We start from the raw sequence: 26542 nt of genomic DNA on the forward strand, positions 1-26542 counted from the left end.
GAGCGAGCCCTTGAGCATCGTGCCCGTCCAGTTGAAGAACTTCACGCCCGTCGGCCCGCCGCTTTGTCAGTGGCAGCCGATAGCCTGCACGAACAGGCGAGGGAAGTGGGGGCGAGGCGTGCGCGTGCTGGGCGTGGACCCGGGTCTTACCCGGTGCGGGGTCGGCGTGGTCGAGGGGGTCGCGGGGCGCCCGCTGACGATGCACGGCGTCGGCGTCGTGCGCACGCCCCCGGACGCCGAGCTCGGCCACCGGCTGGTCGCCATCGAGCAGGGCATCGAGCGGTGGCTCGACGAGTACGAGCCCGAACTCCTCGCCGTGGAGCGGGTGTTCAGCCAGCACAATGTGCGCACCGTCATGGGGACCGCCCAGGCCAGCGCCGTCGCCATGCTCTGCGCGGCCCGCCGCGGCCTGCCCGTCGCCCTGCACACCCCCAGTGAGGTCAAGGCCGCCGTCACCGGCAGCGGCCGCGCCGACAAGGCCCAGGTGGGCGCCATGGTGACCCGGCTGCTGCGGCTGGACGCGCCGCCCAAGCCGGCCGACGCGGCCGACGCGCTCGCCCTCGCCATCTGCCACATCTGGCGCGCCCCCGCACAGAACAGACTCCAGCAAGCCGTGGCGCAGCACGCGGCTCGCGCACCCGAAGCACCGAAAGGCCGTACCGCATGATCGCCTTCGTCAGCGGCTCCGTCGCCGCGCTCGCCCCCGACGCCGCGGTGGTCGAGGTCGGCGGGGTCGGCATGGCCGTCCAGTGCACGCCGAACACCCTCTCCACGCTCCGCCTCGGCCAGCAGGCCAAGCTCGCCACCTCCCTCGTCGTACGGGAGGACTCGCTCACCCTGTACGGGTTCGCGGACGACGACGAGAAGCAGACGTTCGAGCTGCTCCAGACCGCCAGCGGCGTCGGCCCGCGCCTCGCCCAGGCCATGCTCGCCGTGCACAGCCCCGACGCCCTGCGCCGCGCCGTCTCCACCGGCGACGAGAAGGCGCTCACCGCCGTCCCCGGCATCGGCAAGAAGGGCGCCCAGAAGCTGCTCCTGGAGCTGAAGGACCGCCTCGGCGAACCGCTCGGCACCGGCGGCCCCGCCATCGGCACCCCCACCACCAGCGGCTGGCGCGACCAGCTGCACGCCGCGCTGATCGGCCTCGGCTACGCGACCCGGGAGGCCGACGAGGCGGTGGCGGCGGTCACCCCGCAGGCCGAGGCGGCCGAGGGCACCCCGCAGGTGGGGCAGCTCCTCAAGGCGGCCCTGCAGACCCTCAACCGCACCCGCTAGCCGTCCGCCCGCCCGACCCGCCCGACTTCGAACCCGCAACGCGAGGCACACGTAATGAACTGGGACGACCCGACCGACGCGGCGCCGGACCCCGAGCGGCTCGTGGACTCCGTCGCCGACCGCGAGGACCAGGCCGTCGAGGCGGCCCTGCGCCCCAAGGACCTGGGCGAGTTCATCGGCCAGGAGAAGGTCAGGGAGCAGCTGGACCTGGTGCTGCGCGCCGCCCGCGCGCGCGGCGCCACCGCCGACCACGTCCTGCTCTCCGGCGCCCCCGGCCTCGGCAAGACCACCCTCTCCATGATCATCGCCGCGGAGATGGGCGCCCCGATCCGCATCACCTCGGGCCCCGCCATCCAGCACGCGGGCGACCTCGCCGCGATCCTCTCCTCCCTCCAGGAGGGCGAGGTCCTCTTCCTCGACGAGATCCACCGCATGTCCCGGCCCGCCGAGGAGATGCTGTACATGGCGATGGAGGACTTCCGCGTCGACGTCATCGTCGGCAAGGGCCCCGGTGCCACCGCCATCCCGCTGGAGCTGCCCCCGTTCACCCTGGTCGGGGCCACCACGCGCGCGGGCCTGCTGCCGCCCCCGCTGCGCGACCGCTTCGGCTTCACCGCGCACATGGAGTTCTACGAGCCGCCCGAGCTGGAGCGGGTGATCCACCGCTCCGCGAGCCTGCTCGACGTGGAGATCGACCCGGCCGGCGCCGCCGAGATCGCCGGCCGCTCCCGCGGCACCCCGCGCATCGCCAACCGGCTGCTGCGCCGCGTCCGTGACTACGCCCAGGTCAAGGCGGACGGCTCCGTCACCCGGGAGATCGCCGGCGCCGCGCTCGCCGTCTACGAGGTGGACGGCCGCGGCCTGGACCGGCTCGACCGCGGCGTCCTGGAGGCGCTCCTCAAGCTGTTCGGCGGCGGACCGGTGGGCCTGTCGACGCTCGCCGTCGCGGTGGGGGAGGAGCGCGAGACGGTCGAGGAGGTCGCCGAGCCCTTCCTCGTCCGCGAGGGGCTGCTGGCCCGCACGCCCCGCGGCCGGGTCGCCACCCCCGCCGCCTGGGCCCACCTGGGGCTCACCCCGCCCCAGGGGCGAGCGGGCGCAACCGGACAAGGGGACCTCTTCGGGGCGTGACGGCGCGGGTGCTCGCCGGGCCTGGAACCCCGGTGCCATGCTGAGCGTTGTTCCCACAGTGCGGACTCGCTTAGACTCCGCCGACGGTCGCCTTTTACAGCGACGGTGCACCCCCGAAACCGACAAGGCCGTTCTCCGACGCGGTCGCCTGAAGGAAGTTCCCACCCGTGAGTCTCGTGACCCTCCTCCCGTTCATCGTGCTCATCGGGGCCATGTTCCTGATGACCCGCTCTGCCAAGAAGAAGCAGCAGGCGGCCGCATCGATGCGCAACGACATGCAGCCCGGTTCCGGCGTCCGCACGATCGGGGGCATGTACGCCACGGTCAAGGAGGTCAACGAGGACACGGTCCTCCTGGACGCCGGCCCCGGCGTGCACCTCATGTTCGCGAAGAACGCGATCGGTGCGGTGCTCTCCGACGACGAGTACAACCGCATCGTCCACGGCGTGGACGCCTCCGAGGACGACGAGCTGACCGGCTCGGCCGTCGTGCCGGACGACGCGTCCTCCCTCACCGGGACCGACGAGAGCGCCGACGTCGCGCGCATCGACCTCGGCAAGAAGGACGAGGCGGAGAAGCCCGCCGCCGCGGCCGAGCCCGCCGAGCCCAAGCCCGTCGTCGAGGCCGAGCCGGCCGCCGAGGCCGAGCCGAAGAAGACCGACGGCGAGTCCGACGCGAAGTAGTCACGACCGCAGCCGCGGGGCGACCGCTTGCGTCGCCGCGGCCGCGGTCCGTGCGTGACCCGCGTGGATTTACGACCATTTCATGGCCGTCCGTGCAGGTCGGGGCAGCGATCCCCGCCGCGGGCGGATGGAGAGGGAGTACGAGAAGGTGGCCACACCTACTAAGGGCCGAGGGGCAGGCTCACAGAGCAAGCCCGGGCGCGCCCTGAGCCTGATCGTGATCATCATGGTGGCGCTCGTCGGGGGGATGTTCCTCTCCGGTACGTTCACGCCGCGTCTCGGCATCGACCTCGCGGGCGGCACCAGCATCACGCTGGAGGCCAAGAACGAGCCGGGCCGGCCCAACGCGATCAACAAGACCAACATGGACACCGCGGCGGACATCATCAACCGCCGGGTCAACGGCATGGGTGTCTCCGAGGCCGAGGTCCAGACGCAGGGCAACAACAACATCATCGTCAACATCCCGCGGGGCACGAACCAGAAGCAGGCGCGCGAGCAGGTCGGTACGACCGCTCAGCTCTACTTCCGCCCCGTCCTGACGGTGGCCGCCGGCGCACCGGCCGGCAACGCGACGGCCAGCCCGTCCCCGAGCGCCTCCTCCGGCGACAAGGTGACCGACAAGGCCACGGACAAGGCGACCGACAAGGCGACCGACAAGGCTTCTGCCACGCCGTCCGCCACGGCCACGTCCCAGGGCCGAGCCGTCACCGACGCGCTGAAGGCCGACGCGTCGCCGAGCGCCTCGTCGAGCGCCAAGGCCGACGACAAGGCGTCCCCGACGCCGTCGTCGAGCGCGCCGCCCTCCGCCGACCCGGCGACCGCCGCCCTGCAGAAGAAGTTCACGGAACTGGACTGCACCGACAAGGCGGCCCGCACGAAGGTCAACGAGGGGGCCAAGCCCGAGGACTCCATCATCGCCTGCGGCAAGGACTCGCAGGGCCAGTGGGAGAAGTACGTCCTCGGCGCCTCCGAGGTGAATGGCAAGGACGTCAAGAAGGCCCAGGCCGTCATCAATCAGCAGTCCGGCGCGTGGGTCGTCAACATGGACTTCACGGGCGGCGGCTCGAAGAAGTTCGCGGCGACGACCAGCAAGCTCAAGGACCAGCAGTCGCCGATGAACCAGTTCGCCATCGTGCTCGACGGCGACGTGGTCTCCGCCCCCAGCGTCAGCTCGACGCTGAGCGCCAACGCGGAGATCTCCGGCAGCTTCACCCAGGAGTCCGCGCAGGACCTGGCCAACGTCCTGTCGTACGGCGCCCTGCCGCTCACCTTCCACGAGCAGAGCGTCACCACGGTGACCGCGGCCCTCGGCGGCGAGCAGCTGCACGCCGGCCTGATCGCGGGCGCCATCGGCCTCGCCCTGGTCATCATCTACTTGGTGGTCTACTACCGCGGCCTGTCGGTCATCGCCCTCGCCTCGCTGGTCGCCTCCGGCATCCTCACGTACACCCTCATGACGCTGCTCGGCCCGGCCATCGGCTTCGCGCTGAACTTGCCGGCCGTCTGCGGTGCCATCGTGGCCATCGGTATCACCGCGGACTCGTTCATCGTGTTCTTCGAACGGATCCGGGACGAGGTGCGCGAGGGCCGCTCGGTGCGGCCCGCCGTCGAGCGCGCCTGGCCGCGCGCGCGGCGCACCATCCTCGTCTCCGACTTCGTGTCGTTCCTCGCGGCGGCGGTGCTCTACATCGTGACCGTCGGCAAGGTGCAGGGCTTCGCGTTCACGCTCGGTCTGACCACCCTGCTCGACGTGGTCGTGGTCTTCCTCTTCACGAAGCCGCTCATGACGATCCTGGCCCGCAAGAAGTTCTTCTCCGGCGGGAGCAAGTGGTCGGGGCTCGACCCCAAGCGCCTCGGTGCCCAGCCTCCGCTGCGCCGGCGCTCCACCCGCCGCAGCACCGCGTCCGCCGCCGGCCCTGTCGACCCGAAGGAGGCGTGAGATGTCGAAGCTCGGCAATCTCGGCGCCAGGCTCTACCGCGGTGAGGTCGGCTACGACTTCATCGGCAAGCGCAAGATCTGGTACGGCGTCTCGATCCTGATCACCATCACGGCCATCCTCGGCCTCGCGGTGCGCGGCCTGAACATGGGCATCGACTTCGAGGGCGGCGCCGTCTTCACGACGCCCAAGACCAGCGTCTCGGCCGCCAAGGCGGAGGAGTACGCGGAGAAGGCGTCGGGCCACGACGCGATCGTGCAGGAGCTGGGCACCGGCGGCCTGCGCGTCCAGATCGCGGGCATCGACACCGGCAAGTCGGACCAGATCGCGGCCGAGCTGTCCAAGGACATGGGCATCGACGCCAACAAGATCAACGCCGACCTGGTGGGCCCCAGCTGGGGCGACACGATCGCCAACAAGGCCTGGCAGGGTCTGGCCATCTTCATGGTCCTGGTGGTGATCTACCTGGCCATCGCCTTCGAGTGGCGGATGGCGTTCGCGGCACTGGTGGCGCTCATCCACGACATCACCATCACCGTCGGGATCTACGCCCTGGTGGGCTTCGAGGTCACGCCGGGCACGGTGATCGGTCTGCTCACGATCCTCGGTTACTCGCTCTACGACACGGTCGTCGTCTTCGACTCCCTCAAGGAGCAGACGAAGGGCATCGAGAAGCAGACGCGGTGGACCTACAGCGACATCGCCAACCGGTCGATCAACAGCACCCTGGTGCGGTCGATCAACACCACGGTCGTGGCGCTGCTGCCCGTCGCGGGCCTGCTCTTCATCGGCGGCGGCTTCCTCGGCGCCGGCATGCTGAACGACATCTCCCTGTCGCTCTTCGTCGGCCTCGCCGCCGGTGCGTACTCGTCGATCTTCATCGCCACTCCGCTGGTCGCCGACCTCAAGGAGCGCGAGCCGAAGATGAAGGCCCTCAAGAAGCGGGTGCTCGCCAAGCGGGCCTCGGCCGCCGCACAGGCCGAGAACGCCACCGTGGTGGGCCGCCAGGCCGATGCCGGGCAGGAGGGCGACGCCCAGGACGCGGCTCCGGCCGGTGCCGGGCCGCGCACGCAGCCCGCCCGCAACCGCGGCCGCGGCCGCCCCTCGGGCAAGCGCCACTGATCAGCACACCGTCAGCGCGTCACACGGGCGCCAGGAAGCCTCAGGGCTCCTGGCGCCCGCGTCGTTCCCGGCCCGGGCGGCTGCTAGGGTTTCGTGCGCGCGAACCCACCGAACATCCTGTTGAGCGACGCTCGCTTACCTGCCCTGAGGTGCAGAAATGACCGATATCAAGGACCTGCTCCTCAGCCGTATCCGGGACGTGCCCGACTATCCGGAGCCGGGCGTGATGTTCAAGGACATCACTCCGCTCCTCGCGGACCCCGCCGCCTTCACCGCCCTCACCGACGCGCTCGCCGAGCTGTGCGTGCGCCACGGCGCCACCAAGGTCGTCGGCCTGGAGGCGCGCGGCTTCATCCTGGGCGCCCCCGTCGCCGTCCGCGCGGGCCTCGGCTTCATCCCCGTACGCAAGGCGGGCAAGCTGCCCGGTGCCACGCTGGCGCAGCGCTACGACCTGGAGTACGGGTCCGCGGAGATCGAGGTGCACGCCGAGGACCTGTCGGCGGGCGACCGCGTCATGGTCATCGACGACGTGCTGGCCACCGGCGGCACCGCCGAGGCGGCGCTGCACCTGATCCGGCGGGCCGGGGCGCAGGTGGCCGGCGTCGCCGTCCTGATGGAGCTGGGCTTCCTGCCCGGCCGCGACCGGCTGGAACCGGCGCTGCGGGGTGCCCCCCTGGAGACGCTGCTCGTCGTGTAGGAACCGCAGGTCGCGGCCGTGGCGGCGGTCCCGGAGGAATCCGGCGCCCCGCTCGGGCGTTCCTCGCGTACAGGGCGTCCCACCGGCCGAATATGTTCGGCGGCCGCCGGATCGATACCATGGAGTCTCCGGGACCCCGCATCGGGGACCCGTGTGCACGAGGAGCGCCGTTGCCAGACGAGGCCAAGCCACTCACCGCCGCCAAGCCCGACCAGCAGGCCGACCAGGCCGCGGCTCCCTCCGGCACGCCCGCGAAGAGCGGCCAGGGTCCCGCGCAGTCCGGCGGCGCCCCGGGCGGCAAGGCGGCCGAGCGGCCACGCCCCGAGCCCGCGGCCGACCAGTCGCGTGCCACCCCGCCGCCCGCGATCCGCGCCGCGGCGAACCAGCCCGCGGCCCGCTCCGGCTCCTCGAACCGGGTCCGGGCCCGTCTCGCCCGCCTCGGCGTGCAGCGCTCGAACCCGTACAACCCGGTCCTGGAGCCGCTGCTGCGGATAGTGCGCGGCAACGATCCCAAGATCGAGACGTCGACGCTGCGCCAGATCGAGCGCGCCTACCAGGTCGCGGAGCGCTGGCACCGCGGCCAGAAGCGCAAGAGCGGCGATCCGTACATCACGCACCCGCTCGCCGTGACGACGATCCTGGCGGAGCTGGGCATGGACCCGGCGACCCTGATGGCCGGGCTCCTGCACGACACGGTCGAGGACACCGAGTACGGCCTCGACACCCTGCGCCGTGACTTCGGCGACCAGGTCGCCCTCCTCGTCGACGGCGTCACCAAGCTCGACAAGGTCAAGTTCGGCGAGGCGGCGCAGGCCGAGACCGTGCGCAAGATGGTCGTCGCCATGGCCAAGGACCCCCGCGTCCTGGTCATCAAGCTCGCCGACCGCCTGCACAACATGCGCACCATGCGCTACCTCAAGCGGGAGAAGCAGGAGAAGAAGGCGCGCGAGACCCTGGAGATCTACGCGCCGCTCGCCCACCGCCTGGGCATGAACACCATCAAGTGGGAGCTGGAGGACCTCGCGTTCGCGATTCTCTACCCCAAGATGTACGACGAGATCGTGCGGCTCGTCGCCGAGCGCGCGCCCAAGCGCGACGAGTACCTGGCCATAGTGACCGACGAGGTCCAGTCCGACCTGCGCGCGGCCCGCATCAAGGCGACCGTCACCGGCCGCCCGAAGCACTACTACAGCGTCTACCAGAAGATGATCGTCCGCGGCCGGGACTTCGCGGAGATCTACGACCTGGTGGGCATCCGCGTCCTCGTCGACACGGTCCGCGACTGCTACGCGGCGCTGGGCACGGTCCACGCCCGCTGGAACCCGGTTCCGGGGCGGTTCAAGGACTACATCGCGATGCCCAAGTTCAACATGTACCAGTCGCTGCACACGACGGTGATCGGACCGAACGGCAAGCCGGTAGAGCTGCAGATCCGCACGTTCGACATGCACCGCCGCGCCGAGTACGGCATCGCCGCGCACTGGAAGTACAAGCAGGAGGCCGTCGCCGGCGCCTCCAAGGTGCGCTCGGACCAGCCGCGGACCACCGGCAAGGACGACCACCTCAACGACATGGCGTGGCTGCGCCAGCTGCTCGACTGGCAGAAGGAGACCGAGGACCCGGGTGAGTTCCTGGAGTCCCTGCGCTTCGACCTGTCGCGCAACGAGGTGTTCGTCTTCACCCCGAAGGGCGACGTCATAGCGCTCCCCGCGGGCGCCACCCCCGTCGACTTCTCCTACGCGGTCCACACCGAGGTCGGGCACCGCACCATCGGGGCCCGGGTCAACGGCCGGCTCGTGCCGCTCGAATCGACCCTGGACAACGGCGACCTCGTCGAGGTCTTCACCTCCAAGGCGGCCGGCGCCGGTCCCTCCCGGGACTGGCTCGGCTTCGTCAAGTCGCCCCGCGCGCGCAACAAGATCCGCGCCTGGTTCTCCAAGGAGCGCCGCGACGAGGCGATCGAGCAGGGCAAGGACGCCATCGCGCGGGCCATGCGCAAGCAGAACATGCCGATCCAGCGCATCCTGACCGGCGACTCCCTGGTCACGCTCGCGCACGAGATGCGCTACCCCGACATCTCCTCGCTCTACGCCGCGATCGGCGAGGGCCATGTCACGGCCCAGTCCGTCGTCCAGAAGCTCGTCCAGGCGCTCGGCGGCGAGGAGGCGGCCAACGAGGACATCGCGGAGAGCGCACCCCCCTCGCGCGGCCGCTCCAAGCGCCGCTCGAACGCCGATCCGGGCGTCGTGGTGAAGGGCGTCGACGACGTCTGGGTCAAGCTGGCGCGCTGCTGCACGCCCGTGCCCGGCGACCCCATCATCGGCTTCGTCACCCGCGGCAGCGGCGTCTCGGTCCACCGCAGCGACTGCGTCAACGTGGACTCCCTGTCCCGCGAGCCCGAGCGCATCCTGGAAGTGGAGTGGGCGCCCACCCAGTCCTCGGTCTTCCTGGTCGCCATCCAGGTCGAGGCGCTCGACCGCTCACGGCTGCTCTCCGACGTGACCCGCGTCCTGTCCGACCAGCATGTGAACATCCTGTCCGCGGCCGTGCAGACCTCCCGCGACCGGGTGGCCACCTCCCGCTTCACCTTCGAGATGGGCGACCCCAAGCACCTGGGCCACGTCCTGAAGGCGGTCAGGGGAGTGGAGGGCGTCTACGACGTGTACCGGGTGACGTCGGCGCGAAGGCCGTAACGGGCCGTCGCAGGTGCGCGGGGAACCGCGCGAGAAGATCCGACGGCGGGCACTCGCACGACGAGCGGAACACGGCAGACGCAAAGGCGTAAAAGAGCGGGCCCGGGCTCACAGAAGCCCGGGCCCGCTCTGGTGCGGCTCTGATCAGCCGCCGAACTCCTCAAGCCCCTTGAGCGCGGAGTCCAGCAACGCCTGCCGCCCATCGAGCTCACGCTGCAACTTGTCGGCCCTCGCCGTGTTGCCCTGCGCACGCGCCTGCTCGATCTGCCCCGTCAGCTTGTCGACGGCCGCCTGGAGCTGACCGGTCAGGCCCGCGGCACGCGCCCGCGCCTCCGGGTTCGTCCGGCGCCACTCGGTCTCCTCGGACTCCTGGAGGGCGCGCTCCACCGCGTGCATCCGGCCCTCGACCTTCGGGCGGGCGTCCCGCGGCACGTGGCCGATGGCCTCCCACCGCTCGTTGATCGAGCGGAACGCGGCACGGGCCGCTTTCAGGTCGCCGACCGGCAGGAGCTTCTCCGCCTCGGCGGCCAGCTCCTCCTTGAGCTTGAGGTTCTCGCCCTGCTCGGCGTCGCGTTCGGCGAAGACCGAGCTGCGCGCGGCGAAGAACACGTCCTGGGCGCCGCGGAAGCGGTTCCACAGGTCGTCCTCGTGCTCGCGCTGGGCGCGGCCCGCCGCCTTCCAGTCCGTCATCAGCTCGCGGTACCGGGCCGCCGTGGCGCCCCAGTCCTGCGAGTCCGACAGCGCCTCGGCCTCGGCGACCAGCGCCTCCTTGGCCTTGCGGGCGTCCTCGCGCTGCGCGTCCAGCGACGCGAAGTGCGCCTTGCGGCGCTTGGAGAACGCCGACCGGGCGTGCGAGAAGCGGTGCCACAGCTCGTCGTCCGACTTGCGGTCGAGCCGCGGCAGCCCCTTCCAGATGTCCACCAGGGCACGCAGCCGCTCGCCGGCCGCCCGCCACTGCTCGGACCGGGCCAGCTCCTCCGCCTCGACGACCAGCGCCTCCTTGGCGTGCCGCGCCTCGTCGGACTGCTTGGCCTTCTGGACCTTGCGCTCCTCGCGACGCGACTCGACCGTCTCGACCAGCTTGTCCAGCCGCTTGCCCAGCGCGTCCAGGTCGCCGATCGCGTGCGCGTCCGTGACCTGCTCGCGCAGGTGCTCGATCGCGGCCGAGGCGTCCTTGGCCGACAGGTCCGTCGTCCGCACCCGGCGCTCGAGGAGCCCGATCTCGACGACCAGACCGTCGTACTTGCGCTTGAAGTAGGCCAGGGCCTCGTCAGGAGAGCCTGCCTGCCACGAACCGACGACTCGCTCACTGCCGTCGGCCGCCCGCACGTACACGGTCCCCGTCTCGTCGACGCGGCCCCACGGGTCGCTGCTCACAGCGCCTCCTCCACATGATGCCGGCGGGAGACTCGTGGGCCCCCGGGCATCGTCCACAGTTTCGTCACCGCCAACATAGGCGACCGGCGGGGCGGCTGTCCGCATCCCGCACGACCGAAGTTGGCCTCGGGCAGGTCAGGACTTGGTCACGGTCCCCTTGTCGATCACCACCGTCGCGTTCGGCGCGGTGTTCCCGGTGGTCTGGTCGGCCGGCTGCGCACCCGCCTTCGCGATCTTGTCGAGGACCTTCATCCCGGAGTCGGAGATGGTCCCGAACGGGGTGTACGTCGCCGGGAGCTTGCTGTCCTTGTAGACGAGGAAGAACTGGCTGCCGCCGGTGTGCTTCTGCCCGGTGTTCGCCATCGCGATGGTGCCCGCCGGGAACGTGTACAGCTGCGTGCCCTGCTGCTTCTCCGCCTTCTTGAGCGAGGCGTCCTTGAGGTTCTCGTCCGGGATCGTGTACCCGGGGCCGCCCTGGCCGGTGCCGGTCGGGTCACCGCACTGCAGGACGTAGATCCCCTCGGTGGTCAGCCGGTGGCACTTGGTGTGGTCCAGGAAACCCTTGCCCAACAGGTAGTTGAACGAGTTCACCGTGTGCGGGGCGGCCTTCGCCTTCAGGTCGACGGTGATGTCGCCACAGGTCGTGGCGAGCTTCATCGCGTATGTGGCCGACGTGTCGATGGTCATCGCCGGCTCCTTCTTCCAGGTAGCCGTCTTCGCCTTGCCCGCGGCGGGCTTCCCGCACGGGTCCGGAGCCTTCGACGCCGACGGGCTCGCACTCGGCTCGCTGCCGGCGCTGGTCTTCTTGTCGTCGCTCTTGAAGGCGCCGGCGGCGTACGCGCCACCCGTGCCGAGGACGGCCACCGCGAGTACCGCGGCGATCACGGTGTTGCGGGTGCGCGCCTTGCGCCGCGCGGACTCGCGCCGCTGCTGCTGGCGCAGGAACTTCTCCCGGGCGAGCTGACGCTGCCGCTGATCCTTGCTGACCACCGCGTGTTCTCCTCGTACGTCTCGTGACCTTGTGTGAGCGGGCCGGGCCGCCGGCCGGTGCCCCGTACCGTATATGGGTTCGCTGTGGATTCGGCAGCGCCGGTAGGCTCTGATCTGCCGCATTCCGTGGCTCGGACGCCGTACCGACGCCGACTCGACGACATACGAAGGACGATCGTGCTGATTGCCGGGTTCCCCGCCGGGGCCTGGGGCACCAACTGTTATTTGGTCGCCCCCGCCGCGGGTGAGGAGTGCGTGATCATCGACCCGGGCCATCAGGCCGCCCAGGGAGTCGAGGAAGCGCTCAGGAAGCACCGGCTCAAGCCGGTCGCGGTCGTCCTCACCCACGGGCACATCGACCACGTCGCCTCGGTCGTCCCGGTCTGCGGGGCGCACGACGTGCCCGCGTGGATCCACCCCGCCGACCGCTACATGATGAGCGACCCGGAGAAGGGCATCGGCCGCTCCATCGGGATGCCGCTGATGGGCGAACTCACCGTGGGGGAGCCCGACGACGTACGGGAGCTGTCCGACGGCGCGTCCCTGCGGCTGGCCGGGCTCGACCTCACCGTCGCCCACGCGCCCGGCCATACCAAGGGGTCGGTGGCCTTCAGGATGCCCGAGACGGCGGAGATCCCGCCGGTGTTCTTCTCGGGCGACCTGCTCTTCGCCGGCTCCGTCGGACGCACCGACATGCCCGGTGGCTCCATGGACGACATGCTCGAATCGCTGGCCCGCGTGTGCCTGCCGCTCGACGACTCGACCGTGGTGCTCTCCGGGCACGGCTCCCAGACGACCATCGGCCAGGAGCGCGCCACCAACCCGTATCTGCGGCAGGTGGCCGCCGGCCAGGGACCCTCGACCGAGGCTCCCCGACGAGGAATGTGACGAGAAGACCTTCCGTGAGCACCTTTCAGGCCCCCAAGGGCACGTACGACCTGATCCCGCCGGACTCCGCGAAGTACCTCGCCGTGCGCGAGGCGATCTCCGGACCGCTGCGCGCCTCCGGCTACGGCTACATCGAGACGCCCGGCTTTGAGAACGTCGAGCTGTTCGCCCGCGGTGTCGGCGAGTCCACCGACATCGTCACCAAGGAGATGTACGCCTTCGAGACCAAGGGCGGCGACCGGCTGGCCCTGCGCCCCGAGGGCACCGCCTCCGTGCTGCGCGCGGCCCTGGAGGCCAACCTGCACAAGGCGGGCAACCTCCCGGTCAAGCTCTGGTACTCGGGCTCGTACTACCGCTACGAGCGCCCCCAGAAGGGCCGCTACCGCCACTTCTCCCAGGTCGGCGCCGAGGCGATCGGGGCCGAGGACCCGGCCCTGGACGCCGAGTTGATCATCCTGGCCGACCAGGCGTACCGCTCGCTGGGCCTGCGCGACTTCCGCATCCTGCTGAACTCGCTCGGCGACAAGGAGTGCCGCCCCGTCTACCGGGCCGCCCTCCAGGAGTTCCTGCGCGGCCTCGACCTCGACGAGGAGACGCTGCGCCGCGCCGACATCAACCCGCTGCGCGTCCTCGACGACAAGCGGGCCGACGTGCAGAAGCAGCTCGTGGGCGCGCCCTCGCTGCGCGACTACCTGTGCGACGCGTGCAAGGCCTACCACGAGCAGGTGCGCGAGCTGCTGCTCGCCGAGGGCGTCGCCTTCGAGGACGACGAGAAGCTCGTACGCGGCCTCGACTACTACACGCGCACGACCTTCGAGTTCGTCCACGACGGGCTCGGCTCGCAGTCCGCGGTGGGCGGCGGCGGCCGCTACGACGGCCTCTCCGAGATGATCGGCGGCCCCTCGCTGCCGTCCGTCGGCTGGGCCCTCGGCGTCGACCGCACGGTCCTCGCCCTGGAGGCGGAGGGCATCGCGCTCGAACTGCCCGCCACCACCAGCGTCTTCGCGGTGCCGCTCGGCGACGAGGCGCGTCGCGTGCTCTTCAGCACGGTGACGCAGCTGCGCCGGGCCGGGATCTCGGCGGACTTCTCGTTCGGCGGCAAGGGGCTCAAGGGCGCCATGAAGAACGCCAACCGCTCGGGCGCCCGGTACACGCTCGTCGCCGGTGAGCGCGATCTCGCCGAGGGCGTCGTGCAGCTCAAGGACATGGAGTCCGGCGAGCAGAGCGCGGTCGCCGTGGCGCAGATCGTGACCGTCCTGAAGGACAAGCTGGGCTGATGCGGCGCTGGGCGGGGTCCGGGGCGGCCTCCGGACCCCGCCCACCGCCGGTGCTTATGCCGATCGAACGGTGAACGGCGGCCCCTGTACGGCAGAATGGCCCTGCCCGAGGCTCGACCCCTCACCTACGGATCGGCGTGATGAGCAAGACGACCAGGACCGCGTCAGCAAGCGAGACCGTCAGCCGCGACACCGGCGCCGCGCGGTCCGCCGGCGGCAGCCGCGCGTTCGCGCTGCTTCTGGTGATCACCGGAGCGGCGGGCGTCCTCGCCGCGTGGGTCATCACGCTCGACAAGTTCAAGCTGCTGGAGGACCCGAACTTCACGCCGGGCTGCTCCATCAACCCGGTCATCTCCTGCGGCAGCATCATGAAGAGCGACCAGGCGTCGGTCTTCGGCTTCCCGAACCCGATGCTCGGCCTCGTCGCCTACGGCATCGTGATCTGCGTCGGCATGAGCCTGCTCGCCCGCGCGAGCTTCCCGCGCTGGTACTGGCTCGTCTTCAACGCGGGCTGTCTCTTCGGCGTCGGCTTCGTGACCTGGCTGCAGTTCGAGTCGCTGTACCGGATCAACGCGCTGTGCCTGTGGTGCTCCCTCGCCTGGGTCGCCACGATCCTGATGTTCTGGTACGTCACGTCGTTCAACGTCCGCCACGACTTCCTGCCGGCCCCGCGCTGGCTCAAGACGTTCTTCGCGGACTTCACCTGGGCGCTGCCCGTCGTGCACATCGGCGTCATCGCCGTGCTGATCTTCACGCGCTGGGGCGACAAGCTCTGGGCCTGACCCCGGCCCCGGGAAAAGCCGCCGCCCGCGGCGTTGTCACTGCCGTGACATAGGGTTTTCCCCGTGGAGCCCGACCTGTTCACCGCCGCAGCCGAAGAGCGCCAGGAGAAGGACCCGTCCGCGAGTCCCCTGGCCGTCCGGATGCGCCCCCGCACCCTCGACGAAGTCGTCGGCCAGCAGCACCTGCTCAAGCAGGGCTCGCCGCTGCGCCGCCTGGTCGGCGAGGGCGCGTCGGGATCGGGGCCGGCCGGGGTGTCGTCGGTGATCCTGTGGGGCCCGCCCGGCACCGGCAAGACGACCCTGGCGTACGTCGTCTCCAAGGCGACGAACAAGCGGTTCGTGGAGCTGTCCGCCATCACCGCGGGCGTCAAGGAGGTCCGGGCCGTCATCGAGGGCGCCCGGCGCGCGATGGGCGGCCACGGCAAGGAGACCGTCCTCTTCCTCGACGAGATCCACCGCTTCAGCAAGGCCCAGCAGGACTCGCTGCTGCCCGCCGTGGAGAACCGCTGGGTGACGCTGATCGCGGCGACCACGGAGAACCCGTACTTCTCGGTGATCTCCCCGCTGCTCTCCCGCTCCCTGCTGCTGACCCTCGAATCGCTCACCGACGACGACCTGCGCGGCCTGCTCGCCCGGGCACTGGCCGAGGAGCGGGGCCTGAGCGGCGCCCTGAGCCTCGACGAGGACGCCGAGCAGCATCTGCTGCGCGTCGCGGGCGGGGACGCGCGCCGCGCGCTGACGGCCCTGGAGGCCGCCGCCGGCGCCGCCCTCGACAAGGGCGAGGCGGCCATCACCCTGGAGACCGTCGAGGAGAGCGTCAACCGCGCGGCGGTGACGTACGACCGCGACGGCGACCAGCACTACGACGTGGCGAGCGCCCTGATCAAGTCCATCCGCGGCTCGGACGTGGACGCGGCCCTGCACTATCTGGCCCGCATGATCGAGGCGGGCGAGGACCCGCGGTTCATCGCCCGCCGCCTCATGATCTCGGCCAGCGAGGACATCGGCCTCGCCGACCCGACGGCGCTGCCCACGGCGGTCGCCGCGGCGCAGGCCGTCGCCATGATCGGTTTCCCCGAGGCCGCCCTCACCCTGAGCCACGCCACGATCGCGCTCGCGCTGGCCCCGAAGTCGAACGCGGCGACGACGGCCATCGGCGCCGCCATGGAAGACGTCCGCAAGGGGCTCGCGGGACCGGTCCCGCCCCACCTGCGGGACGGCCACTACAAGGGGGCCGCCAAGCTCGGCCACGCGCAGGGTTACGTGTACCCGCACGACGTGCCCGGCGGTATCGCGGCGCAGCAGTACGCGCCGGACGCCATCGCCGGACGCCGGTACTACGAGCCCACGCGGTACGGCGCGGAGGCGCGGTACGCGGACGTGGTGGAGCGGGTCCGGGAGCGGCTGCGCGGCGAAGCGGGCGGCTGAGCCGGCCCGGCCCGCCGCCGCGGGCGCGGTGCTCCGCGCCCGCGGCATCCGGTAGACTCCTGCGAAGTGCTGCGTCCCGCGCCCGGTGTCCCGAAAGGGAGACCGGCACCACCAGAGCGGGACATCCAGCCGGATCCCCCACACCGTGAGGCAAGGGGATCCAGGAGCGTCGCGCACCGTCGAAGGTGTCGCGGGCAGCCCACCACCCTCCCGCACCCCGGGACCCAGGTCGGTGGGCCACTCGCGTGCTGCACGTATGTGCCCAGCCCCGGGAGCGGCTGCCCTGCCCGTCCTTGTGACGTGAAGGGTTTCCCGGACTGCGGATGCGACCTCCCCGAACCCTGGTGAAGCCGTATTCGCATCAGAAACATGAGGTGTTTGGTTCATGACGAACCAGTCCCGCCCCAAGGTCAAGAAGTCGCGTGCCCTCGGCATCGCGCTGACCCCGAAGGCCGTCAAGTACTTCGAGGCCCGCCCCTACCCGCCGGGCGAGCACGGCCGCGGCCGCAAGCAGAACTCGGACTACAAGGTCCGTCTGCTGGAGAAGCAGCGTCTGCGCGCGCAGTACGACATCAGCGAGAAGCAGATGGCCCGCGCCTACGACCGCGCCAAGAAGGCCGAAGGCAAGACCGGCGAGGCCCTGGTCATCGAGCTGGAGCGCCGTCTGGACGCGCTGCTGCTGCGTTCGGGCATCGCCCGCACGATCTACCAGGCCCGTCAGATGGTCGTCCACGGCCACATCGAGGTCAACGGCGGCAAGGTCGACAAGCCGTCGTTCCGCGTCCGTCCCGACGACGTCGTGATGGTCCGCGAGCGCAGCCGTGAGAAGCCGCTGTTCCAGGTCGCGCGTGAGGGTGGCTTCGCCCCCGACGGCGAGACCCCGCGTTACCTCCAGGTGAACCTGAAGGCCCTGGCCTTCCGGCTGGACCGTGACCCGAACCGCAAGGAGATCCCCGTGATCTGCGACGAGCAGCTCGTCGTCGAGTACTACGCCCGCTGATCAACCAGCGGACGTAGGACCCACCTGCGTTTCAGCCCGTCGTCTCCCCGCCGTTCGCGGTGGGGGAGGCGGCGGGTTCTCGCGTCTGGGGGGTGCTCGGCCGCGGGAAGCGCACCAGTGCGGCCGGCCGCTCCGGCTCGCCCCGGCGAAGGGCCCGGGCCACGGCCTCGTCGTGCCCAAGCCGCTCGCCCGCCCGCGCCAGTTCCTCGAACCGGGCGTCGCCGAGGGCCGCGCGGGCCCGCGCCTCGCAGAGCTGGTGCGGCGCGTTGTAGTGGCCCGAGCCGAACAGCGGCAGCCCCACCGACGGCCAGATGCCGCCCGCCGCGCCCTGGAGCACCGCCGCCTCCGCGGCGTCCCCCTCCGCCAGCGTGACCAGCGCGAGCAGCTCCATCGCCAGGACCGTGCCGAGCAGGTCGTGGAACTCGTGGTCGATGGCCAGGCACTCCTCCAGGAGCGCGCGGGCCCCGGCCTGATCACTCTGGTACCACCGCGCGTACGCCAGGACATAGAGCGCGTACGCCATGGTCCAGCGCTCCCCGTGGTCCTCGCAGACCTGCCGGACGTCCTCGCACAGCGCCACGGCCTGCGTCAGATCGCCCTGGAACGCCACCGCCATCGCCAGCTCCACCTGGCCCATCAGCACGTTGCTGTTGAGTTCGCCGATCTCGCGGTAGCTGTCGAGCGCCGTCCGCAGCAGCCGCTCGGCGCGCGGCAGGTCGTCCGTCACCAGCGCCAGACAGCCCGTGCGGTGCACCGCGTACGCCAGCGCCGTCGCGTCGCCGCCGCGCTCCGCCTCCTCCCGGCACTCCTGGAGCGCGGCCAGGGCGGGCACGGTGTCGCCCTGCAGGATCGCCACGTAACCGAGCACCCACAGGGCCTTCAGGCGCGAGGCGCCGTACGCGAAGGGCTCCTCGCCGTCCGGGGGCTCGTGCAGGTCGACACTGCGGTCGAGCCAGTGCCGGCCCTCCGTCAGCCGTCCGCAGCCCGCCCAGTAGAACCACAGCGTGCCCGCCAGGTACTGGCCCAGGTGCGTCTCGCCCGGCTCGGTCAGGCAGAACTCCAGCGCGGCGCGCAGATTCGGCAGCTCCGCGTCGATCCGGTCGGCCACCTCGCCCTGGCGCGGGGAGAACCAGTCCAGCTCGCACCAGGTCGCGAGCCCCATGTACCAGTCGCGGTGCCTGCGCCGCATCCGGCGGCCGTCGCCGCTCTGCTCCAGCCACCCCGCGCCGTACGCCCGCACCGTGTCCAGCATCCGGTAGCGCACCCCGGCCGCCGCCTCCTCGCGGACCACCACGGACTGCGCGAGCAGCTCGTGCAGCACGTCCAGGACGGCGTCACCGGGCAGCCCCTCGCCGGCGCAGACGTACTCGACCGCCTCCAGGTCGAACGGGCCGGCGAAGACCGAAAGGCGCGCCCACAGCAGCCGCTCCTCGGCCGTGCACAGCTCATGGCTCCAGCCGATCGCCGTACGCAGCGTGTGGTGGCGCGGCAGCGCGTCCCGGCAGCCGCCCGTCAGCAGCCGGAACCGGTCGTCGAGGCGCTCCACCAGCTGGCCCGGCGACAGGGCCCGCAGCCGCCCGGCCGCCAGCTCCACCGCCAGCGGCAGGCCGTCCAGGCGCCGGCACACCTCCTGGACATCGACCTGATAACCGTCGTCCAGGCGGAAGTCGGGCAGCAGCGCGCTGGCCCGGTCCGCGAACAGCTCCACCGCGTCCTGCGGCGTCAGCGGGGAGAGCGGGAACAGCCGCTCGCCCTCCAGCGCCAGCGGCCTGCGGCCCACCGCGAGGACCCGCAGCCCCGGCGCGGCCCGCAGCAGCTCCCGGACGAGGGGGGCGCAGGCGTCCACGAGATGCTCGAACCCGTCGAGGACGAGCACCAGCCGCCGCTCGGCGAGATGGTCGACCAGGACCTCGCGGGGCGCCCGCGTGGTGTGGTCGGTCAGGGCGAGCGCCTCCAGGACCGTGTACTCGACCAGCTCCGGCCGGCGCACCGGCGCCAGCTCCACCCGCCACACCCCGTCCGGGCGCAGCCGCTGGGGCAGCCGGGCCGCGACCTGCGCGGCGAACCGGGACTTGCCGACGCCGCCGGCTCCGGTCACGGTCACGAGACGCGCCGCCCCCAGCGTCCTGCGCAAGGCACCGAGTTCGGCCCGGCGGCCGACGAAACGGTTCAGCTCGTGGGGCAGATTTCCGGGGCGTGGAGGCCCGGCCGGCGGACCGGCGGGCGGCGTAGAGCGTCGCATCAGGCACGGAGCGTACCCATCCGTACGCACTGCGTACAATCGGTCCGGCCGAAGTGGTGCCGGGCGGCGCCGGAATGCGGTACGGAGAGCGGGGCGGGGCGCGATAGGCTCGGGGGACGACTTTTCGATGATCGGCAGCGGCCGCTCGGCAGGTCGGTGACAGACGGCGAAGAGTGCAGAGCTAGGGAGCGGTGCCAAGTGTCCGGTGGAGAGGTGGCCGGGATCCTGGTGGCTGTCTTCTGGGCGATCCTGGTCTCCTTCCTCGCGGTGGCGCTCGCGAGGCTGGCCCAGACGCTCAGGGCGACCACCAAGCTGGTCGCGGACGTGACCGAACAGACCGTCCCGCTGCTCGCCGACGCCTCCGCCGCGGTGCGCTCCGCGCAGACGCAGATCGACCGGGTCGACGCCATCGCCTCCGACGTCCAGGAAGTCACGTCGAACGCGTCGGCGCTCTCCTCCACCGTGGCCTCCACCTTCGGGGGTCCGCTGGTCAAGGTGGCCGCGTTCGGTTACGGCGTACGCCGGGCCATCGGCGGCCGCACCAAGGACGCCCCCGCCCAGCAGACCCGCCGCACCGTGATCGTGGGACGTCAGGTCCCGGGGGCGCGCCGGGCCAAGCGGGCCAACCGGAATAAGAGGGACTGACCCAGCGATGTTCCGTCGTACGTTCTGGTTCACCGCGGGCGCCACCGCCGGCGTGTGGGCCACCACCAAGGTCAACCGCAAGATCAAGCAGCTGTCGCCCGAGAGCCTCGCCGTCCAGGCCGCCAACAAGGCGGTCGAGGCCGGCCACCGGCTCAAGGACTTCGCCCTCGACGTCCGCGCCAACATGGCCGACCGCGAGGCCGAGCTCGGCGACGCGCTCGGCCTGACCGGACCGGTCGCCGGCGAGCTGCCCGAGCGCCGCTTCGCCCTCCTCGACCAGGACGGCAGGACGCCGCCCAAGCACATCGAGAACACGCACTACACCAACCGGAATGAGGACCACTGATGGAGTCGGCAGAAATCCGTCGCCGCTGGCTGAGCTTCTTCGAGGAGCGTGGCCACAAGGTCGTGCCCTCGGCGTCGCTCATCGCGGACGACCCGACTCTGCTGCTCGTCCCGGCAGGCATGGTCCCGTTCAAGCCGTACTTCCTGGGTGAGGTCAAGCCGCCCGCGCCGCGCGCCACCAGCGTGCAGAAGTGCGTGCGCACCCCGGACATCGAAGAGGTCGGCAAGACCACCCGCCACGGCACGTTCTTCCAGATGTGCGGGAACTTCTCCTTCGGTGACTACTTCAAGGAAGGCGCCATCACGTACGCCTGGGAGCTGCTCACCACGCCCCAGGACAAGGGTGGTTACGGCCTGGAGCCGGAGAAGCTCTGGATCACCGTGTACCTCGACGACGACGAGGCCGAGCGGATCTGGCACGAGGTCGTCGGCGTGCCGAAGGAGCGCATCCAGCGCCTGGGCAAGAAGGACAACTTCTGGTCCATGGGCGTCCCCGGACCCTGCGGCCCCTGCTCGGAGATCAACTACGACCGCGGCCCCGACTTCGGCGAAGCGGGCGGCCCGATCGTCAACGACGAGCGGTACGTGGAGATCTGGAACCTGGTCTTCATGCAGTACGAGCGCGGCCAGGGCATCGGCAAGGAGGACTTCGAGATCCTCGGTGACCTGCCGTCGCAGAACATCGACACCGGTCTCGGCCTCGAACGCCTCGCGATGATCCTCCAGGGCGTCCAGAACATGTACGAGACCGACACCCTGCGCGTCGTCATGGACAAGGCCACCGAGCTGACCGGTGTCCGCTACGGCGACAAGCACGACTCGGACGTCTCGCTGCGCGTGGTCGCCGACCACATCCGTACCTCCGCCATGCTCATCGGCGACGGCGTCACGCCGGGCAACGAGGGCCGCGGGTACGTGCTGCGCCGGATCATGCGCCGCGCCATCCGCAACATGCGCATCCTCGGCGCCACCGGACCGGTGGTGAACGACCTGATCGGCGTCGTCATCGACACGATGGGGCTGCAGTACCCGGAGCTGGTCACCGACCGCAAGCGCATCGAGACGGTCGCCCTCGCCGAGGAGGCCGCGTTCCTCAAGGCGCTCAAGGGCGGCACGAACATCCTCGACACCGCCGTCTCCGAGACGAAGGCCGCGGGTAAGACGGTCCTCGCCGGTGACCAGGCGTTCCTGCTCCACGACACCTGGGGCTTCCCGATCGACCTCACCCTGGAGATGGCCGCCGAGCAGGGGCTGTCCGTGGACGAGGACGGCTTCCGGCGCCTGATGAAGGAGCAGCGCGAGCGCGCCAAGGCCGACGCGCAGGCCAAGAAGACCGGCCACGCCGACATGGGCGCCTACCGCGAGATCGCGGACGCCGCCGGCGCCACCGACTTCATCGGCTACTCCTCGACCACCGGCGAGTCCACCGTCGTCGGCCTGCTGGTCAACGGCGTCTCCTCGCCCGCCGCCACCGAGGGCGACGAGGTCGAGGTCGTCCTCGACCGCACCCCCTTCTACGCCGAGGGCGGCGGCCAGATCGGTGACACCGGCCGCATCAAGCTGGACAGCGGCGCCGTCATCGAGGTCCGCGACTGCCAGAAGCCGGTCCCCGGCGTCTACGTCCACAAGGGCGTCGTCCAGGTCGGTGAGGTGACCGTCGGCGCCCCGGCGCAGGCCGTCATCGACGTGACCCGCCGCCGGGCCATCGCCCGCGCGCACTCCGCGACGCACCTCACGCACCAGGCGCTGCGCGACGCGCTCGGCCCGACGGCCGCCCAGGCCGGTTCGGAGAACCAGCCGGGCCGCTTCCGCTTCGACTTCGGTTCGCCCTCCGCCGTGCCCACGGCCGTGATGAGGGACGTCGAGCAGAAGATCAACGAGGTGCTGACCCGCGAGCTCGACGTGCAGGCCGAGGTCATGTCGATCGACGACGCCAAGAAGCAGGGCGCCATCGCCGAGTTCGGCGAGAAGTACGGCGAGCGCGTCCGCGTCGTCACCATCGGCGACTTCTCCAAGGAGCTGTGCGGCGGCACCCATGTGCACAACACCGCCCAGCTCGGCCTGGTCAAGCTGCTCGGCGAGTCGTCGATCGGCTCCGGTGTGCGCCGCATCGAGGCGCTGGTCGGCGTGGACGCGTACAACTTCCTCGCCAAGGAGCACACGGTCGTCGCCCAGCTCCAGGAGCTGGTCAAGGGCCGCAGCGAGGAGCTGCCGGAGAAGATCTCCGCGATGCTCGGCAAGCTGAAGGACGCCGAGAAGGAGATCGAGAAGTTCCGCGCGGAGAAGGTCCTCCAGGCCGCCGCCGGGCTCGTCGACTCCGCCAAGGACGTCCGCGGTGTCGCCCTCGTCACCGGCCAGGTACCCGACGGCACCTCCGCCGACGACCTGCGCAAGCTGGTCCTCGACGTCCGGGGCCGCATCCAGGGCGGCCGCGCCGCGGTCGTCGCCCTCTTCACCACGGCGGGCGGCAAGCCGCTGACGGTCATCGCCACGAACGACGCGGCCCGCGACCGCGGCCTGAAGGCCGGTGAGCTGGTCCGCACCGCCGCCAAGACGCTCGGCGGCGGTGGCGGCGGCAAGCCGGACGTCGCCCAGGGCGGCGGCCAGAACGCGGCGGCGATCGGCGACGCCATCGACGCCGTCGAGCGCCTGGTCGCGGAGACGGCCAACTGATGCGCAGAGGCCGCCGGCTGGCGATCGACGTCGGGGACGCCCGGATCGGGGTCGCCTCCTGCGACCCCGACGGAATCCTCGCCACCCCCGTCGAGACGGTGCCGGGACGCGATGTCCCGGCCGCCCACCGGCGGTTGCGGGCGCTCGTCGAGGAGTACGAGCCGATCGAGGTCGTCGTCGGACTCCCTCGCTCCCTCAAGGGGGGCGAGGGCCCGGCCGCGGTCAAGGTCCGCGGTTTCGCGACGGAGCTGGCGCGGGGCATCGCGCCCGTGCCGGTGCGGCTGCTGGACGAGAGGATGACCACCGTGACGGCCAGTCAGGGACTGCGCGCCTCGGGCGTCAAGTCCAAGAAGGGCCGGTCCGTCATCGACCAGGCGGCGGCCGTCATCATCCTCCAGCAGGCCCTGGAGTCCGAACGGGCGTCGGGAAGTGCGCCGGGCGAGGGCGTCGAAGTGGTTGTCTGATCGCGATACGGTAACGTTCCGCGCGATCGGTGGCGTTCGAACAGCTGCCGCACAGCAGAAAGAGGCGGAACGGTTGCCCTCCTGACCTACCGGACACATGGGCTCCCCACCGCCTCGCGGCTTGTAGGGGATCGATGACTGAGTATGGCCGGGGCCAAGGCTCCGAACCGTGGCACCCCGAGGACCCGTTGTACGGGGACCAGGGGTGGGGGCAGCAGGCCGCTCACGGCCAGCCTGCCTACGGCGGCCAGGGGAGTTACGACCCGCAGCAGCCGCAGCAGTCCTACGAAGGTGACTGGGGGACGGACCACCAGCCCGGATACGGGCAGGACCCGGCCTACGGGCAGGACCAGGGGTACGGGCAGGGCCAGGGGTACGGCCAGGACGCCGGGTACCCGCGGGACCCGGGCTACGGACAGCAGGCGTACGGCGGCGGACCAGGTCAGGGACAGGGACAGGGTGGCTGGGACCCCGGCACCGGGCACGGCCAGGTCCCGTACGGCGTCGATCCCATGGACCCCTACGCCACGGGAGGTCCCGCGGCGTTCGGCGGTGAGCAGCCGGACTACTACGACACCCCCGGCGCCTACCCGCCCCCCGAGCCCCCGGGCCGCCGCCGGGCAGCCGAGCCGGAACAGACCGACTGGGACGCGGGCCCCGACCAGGGCGAGCACGCGTTCTTCAGCGGCGCCGACGACGAGGACGACGACGAGCGGGAGGGCCGCGGCGCCCGGCGCGGCCGCGGCGGCAAGAAGCCGAAGAAGCGGCGCAGCGGCTGCGCCTGCCTCGTCCTGACCGTGGTCTTCGCGGCCGGTGTCGGCGGCGTCGGCTACTTCGGCTACCAGTTCTACCAGGACAAGTTCGGCTCGGCGCCGGACTACGCGGGCGCGGGCAACGGCGAGAAGGTCACCGTCGTCATCCCCAAGGGCGCGGGCGGCTACGCCATCGGGCAGGCGCTCAAGGAGGCGGGCGTCGTGCAGAGCGTCGACGCGTTCGTCGCGGCCCAGTCGGCGGACTCCGAGGGCAAGTCGATCCAGGCCGGCGCGTACATCCTGCAGAAGAAGATGTCCGGGGCCAGCGCCGTCGATCTCATGCTGAGCCCCAAGAGCCGGGCCAACCTGACCATCCCCGAGGGCCGGCGCAATGCCTGGGTCTACGAGGAGATCGACAAGAAGCTCGAAGCGGCCAAGGGCACCACGGCCAAGGTCGCCGAGAACGACTACAAGAACCTCGGGCTGCCCGACTGGGCGCTCGGTCACGCGAACGTCAAGGACCCGCTGGAAGGTTTCCTCTTCCCGTCCAGCTACGCGGTCGCCAAGGGCATGAAGCCCGAGGACGTGCTGAAGCAGATGGTCTCCCAGGCCAATGAGCGGTACGCGAAGCTCGACCTGGCGGGCCAGGCGGACCGCCTCCACCTCGAAAGCCCCTATCAGGTGCTGACCGTGGCCAGCCTCGTGCAGGCCGAGGGCAAGACGCACGACGACTTCCGCAAGATGGCCGAGGTCGTCTACAACCGCCTCAAGCCCACGAACACGGAGACCAACCAGCTCCTGCAGTTCGACTCGACGTACAACTACCTGAAGCGCCAGAGCAACATCAACATCGGTGAGTCCGAGATCCACAGCAACAAGGACCCGTACAACACCTATACGGCCAAGGGGTTGCCACCCGGGCCCATCGACAACCCCGGCGACGAGGCGTTCGCCGCGACGCTCGCCCCCACGTCCGACGGCTGGATGTACTTCGTCGCCACGGACGGCATGGAGAAGACCGAGTTCGCGAAGACACACGCCGAGTTCGAGAGGCTGAGGGACAAGTTCAATGCAAGCCAGGGCAACTGACGCACGCCGGGCCGCCGTACTCGGTTCGCCCATCGCCCACTCTCTCTCACCGCAGCTGCACAACGCGGCGTACGCGGCGCTCGGCCTGGAGAACTGGACGTACGACCGGTTCGACGTCGACGAGGCGGCCCTCGCGGGCTTCTTCGCGACGCTGGGGCCCGAGTGGGGCGGTCTGTCGCTGACCATGCCCCTCAAGCGGGCGGTGATCCCGCTGCTCGACTCGGTCACCGACACCGCGGCCGCCGTCGAGGCCGTCAACACCGTGGTCTGCCACCCCGACGGGAGCCGGACCGGCGACAACACCGACGTCCCGGGGCTCGTGGCCGCCCTGCACGAACAGGGTGTCGACAAGGTCGGGTCGGCCGCGATCCTCGGAGCAGGGGCCACCGCCTCGTCGGCGCTGGCCGCGCTCGCGCGCGTCTGCCCGGGCGAGGTCGTCGCCTACGTGCGCAGCGAGCGGCGGGCCGCGGAGATGCGGGGCTGGGGCGAGCGGCTCGGTGTCGCCGTGCGCACCGCCGACTGGGCGGACGCGGCAGCGGCCTTCGCGGAGCCGCTGGTGATCTCCACGACACCCAAGGGCGGCACGGACCACCTGGCGGGCGAGGTGCCCGAGCGGGTGGGAACCCTGTTCGACGTGGTGTACGACCCGTGGCCGACGCCGCTCGCGGCGGCCTGGCAGCGGCGCGGCGGCCCCGTACTGAGCGGTCTCGACCTGCTCGTGCACCAGGCCGTCTTCCAGTTCGAGCAGTTCACGGGGGAGACGCGGCCGGTGCTCGCCGCGATGCGCGCGGCGGGTCTGCGCGCCCTCGGCTGACGGCCGGGCGCCGCGTCCGGAGGGCGGACGCGGCGACGGCCCGGCCGCGGGCCATGGGAGGATCGGGGACATACGGTGGGCCGGGCCGCGCACCCGATGCCCGCCCATGGAGCCCGAACGCAGTGCGCGAGCATGAGGAGCATCGTTGAGCAGGTTGCGCTGGCTGACCGCGGGGGAGTCGCACGGACCCGCGCTTGTGGCGACGCTGGAGGGGCTTCCCGCCGGGGTGCCGATCACC

The 26542-nt window shown here is 71.2% G+C and carries 23 protein-coding genes; 20 read left to right on the forward strand and 3 right to left on the reverse strand.

The annotated features are described in order from the left end of the window. Positions 1 to 118 precede the first annotated feature (118 nt). The 8 genes from ruvC to ABZY33_RS32600 all read left to right on the forward strand — a co-directional run bounded on the left by ruvC (position 119) and on the right by ABZY33_RS32600 (position 9538). On the forward strand, positions 119 to 667 hold the full coding sequence (gene ruvC / locus ABZY33_RS32565; RefSeq protein WP_356495332.1) for a crossover junction endodeoxyribonuclease RuvC: 549 nt from the start codon (positions 119 to 121) through the stop codon (positions 665 to 667). Then, complete coding sequence (gene ruvA / locus ABZY33_RS32570) at positions 664 to 1275, forward strand: Holliday junction branch migration protein RuvA (RefSeq protein WP_356495312.1); 612 nt, start codon at positions 664 to 666, stop codon at positions 1273 to 1275. The genes ruvC and ruvA overlap by 4 nt, the downstream gene beginning before the upstream one ends. A 54-nt stretch (positions 1276 to 1329) precedes the next feature. Continuing rightward, positions 1330 to 2403: a Holliday junction branch migration DNA helicase RuvB gene (ruvB, locus tag ABZY33_RS32575; RefSeq protein ID WP_356495313.1), complete on the forward strand. Its 1074-nt coding sequence runs from the start codon at positions 1330 to 1332 to the stop codon at positions 2401 to 2403. Between the two features lie 167 nt (positions 2404 to 2570). Beyond that, a complete protein-coding gene (gene yajC, locus ABZY33_RS32580) occupies positions 2571 to 3086 on the forward strand; it encodes a preprotein translocase subunit YajC (protein ID WP_356495314.1) in 516 nt (171 codons plus the stop codon). A gap of 148 nt (positions 3087 to 3234) precedes the next feature. After that, positions 3235 to 5028, forward strand: coding sequence for a protein translocase subunit SecD (secD, locus tag ABZY33_RS32585; RefSeq protein ID WP_356495333.1), 1794 nt, complete (start codon positions 3235 to 3237; stop codon positions 5026 to 5028). A gap of 1 nt (position 5029) precedes the next feature. After that, positions 5030 to 6148 (forward strand): protein translocase subunit SecF, encoded by a 1119-nt coding sequence (secF, locus tag ABZY33_RS32590; RefSeq protein WP_356495315.1) that lies wholly within the window; start codon positions 5030 to 5032, stop codon positions 6146 to 6148. A 157-nt stretch (positions 6149 to 6305) separates the two neighbouring features. Then, positions 6306 to 6845 carry an adenine phosphoribosyltransferase gene (locus ABZY33_RS32595; protein ID WP_356495316.1) on the forward strand — a complete coding sequence of 180 codons (540 nt, stop codon included), beginning with the start codon at positions 6306 to 6308 and terminating at the stop codon, positions 6843 to 6845. 170 nt (positions 6846 to 7015) lie between these two features. Beyond that, entirely contained in the window at positions 7016 to 9538 is a 2523-nt protein-coding gene (locus tag ABZY33_RS32600) for a RelA/SpoT family protein (protein WP_356495317.1), read from the forward strand. A gap of 144 nt (positions 9539 to 9682) precedes the next feature. Here the strand turns inward: ABZY33_RS32600 and ABZY33_RS32605 are convergent, their stop codons facing one another. Then, positions 9683 to 10915, reverse strand: a complete 1233-nt coding sequence (locus ABZY33_RS32605; protein ID WP_356495318.1) for a DUF349 domain-containing protein — start codon at positions 10913 to 10915, stop codon at positions 9683 to 9685. Positions 10916 to 11050: 135 nt separating this feature from the next. Continuing rightward, positions 11051 to 11905 (reverse strand): peptidylprolyl isomerase, encoded by an 855-nt coding sequence (locus ABZY33_RS32610; protein WP_356495319.1) that lies wholly within the window; start codon positions 11903 to 11905, stop codon positions 11051 to 11053. A 177-nt stretch (positions 11906 to 12082) separates the two neighbouring features. Between ABZY33_RS32610 and ABZY33_RS32615 the strand changes: the two genes are divergently transcribed. From ABZY33_RS32615 to rpsD, 5 genes are all read left to right on the forward strand, one after another. Next, entirely contained in the window at positions 12083 to 12793 is a 711-nt protein-coding gene (locus ABZY33_RS32615; protein WP_356495320.1) for an MBL fold metallo-hydrolase, read from the forward strand. 14 nt (positions 12794 to 12807) lie between these two features. Next, positions 12808 to 14070 carry a histidine--tRNA ligase gene (hisS, locus tag ABZY33_RS32620; protein WP_356495321.1) on the forward strand — a complete coding sequence of 421 codons (1263 nt, stop codon included), beginning with the start codon at positions 12808 to 12810 and terminating at the stop codon, positions 14068 to 14070. Between the two features lie 140 nt (positions 14071 to 14210). Further along, complete coding sequence (locus tag ABZY33_RS32625; RefSeq protein ID WP_356495322.1) at positions 14211 to 14852, forward strand: vitamin K epoxide reductase family protein; 642 nt, start codon at positions 14211 to 14213, stop codon at positions 14850 to 14852. A 63-nt stretch (positions 14853 to 14915) separates the two neighbouring features. Beyond that, positions 14916 to 16280, forward strand: a complete 1365-nt coding sequence (locus tag ABZY33_RS32630) for a replication-associated recombination protein A (RefSeq protein WP_356495323.1) — start codon at positions 14916 to 14918, stop codon at positions 16278 to 16280. Between the two features lie 385 nt (positions 16281 to 16665). Then, entirely contained in the window at positions 16666 to 17280 is a 615-nt protein-coding gene (rpsD, locus tag ABZY33_RS32635) for a 30S ribosomal protein S4 (protein WP_356495324.1), read from the forward strand. 31 nt (positions 17281 to 17311) lie between these two features. Here the strand turns inward: rpsD and ABZY33_RS32640 are convergent, their stop codons facing one another. Next, a complete protein-coding gene (locus ABZY33_RS32640) occupies positions 17312 to 19522 on the reverse strand; it encodes an AAA family ATPase (RefSeq protein ID WP_356495325.1) in 2211 nt (736 codons plus the stop codon). 198 nt (positions 19523 to 19720) lie between these two features. On the opposite strand from ABZY33_RS32640, the gene ABZY33_RS32645 reads away from it, so the two are divergent. The 7 genes from ABZY33_RS32645 to ABZY33_RS32675 form a co-directional block, all read left to right on the forward strand. Then, positions 19721 to 20167: a DUF948 domain-containing protein gene (locus ABZY33_RS32645; protein WP_356495326.1), complete on the forward strand. Its 447-nt coding sequence runs from the start codon at positions 19721 to 19723 to the stop codon at positions 20165 to 20167. A 7-nt stretch (positions 20168 to 20174) separates the two neighbouring features. Then, entirely contained in the window at positions 20175 to 20513 is a 339-nt protein-coding gene (locus ABZY33_RS32650; protein ID WP_356495327.1) for a DUF6167 family protein, read from the forward strand. Continuing rightward, complete coding sequence (gene alaS, locus ABZY33_RS32655) at positions 20513 to 23185, forward strand: alanine--tRNA ligase (protein ID WP_356495328.1); 2673 nt, start codon at positions 20513 to 20515, stop codon at positions 23183 to 23185. The genes ABZY33_RS32650 and alaS overlap by 1 nt, the downstream gene beginning before the upstream one ends. Then, the gene (gene ruvX / locus ABZY33_RS32660; protein WP_356495329.1) at positions 23185 to 23649 is read left to right on the forward strand and encodes a Holliday junction resolvase RuvX; all 465 of its coding nucleotides are present in this window, start codon (positions 23185 to 23187) and stop codon (positions 23647 to 23649) included. Before alaS ends, ruvX begins: the two co-directional genes overlap by 1 nt. Before the next feature lie 134 nt (positions 23650 to 23783). After that, complete coding sequence (mltG, locus tag ABZY33_RS32665; protein ID WP_356495330.1) at positions 23784 to 25490, forward strand: endolytic transglycosylase MltG; 1707 nt, start codon at positions 23784 to 23786, stop codon at positions 25488 to 25490. Further along, entirely contained in the window at positions 25471 to 26304 is an 834-nt protein-coding gene (locus ABZY33_RS32670; RefSeq protein WP_356495331.1) for a shikimate dehydrogenase, read from the forward strand. The genes mltG and ABZY33_RS32670 overlap by 20 nt, the downstream gene beginning before the upstream one ends. Positions 26305 to 26449: 145 nt before the next feature. Beyond that, positions 26450 to 26542: chorismate synthase (locus ABZY33_RS32675; RefSeq protein ID WP_351336173.1), on the forward strand; the 93-nt coding region annotated here is incomplete at its 3' end.

It is taken from the genome of Streptomyces sp. NPDC006552 (genome assembly GCF_040611655.1).
Classification (GTDB): domain Bacteria; phylum Actinomycetota; class Actinomycetes; order Streptomycetales; family Streptomycetaceae; genus Streptomyces.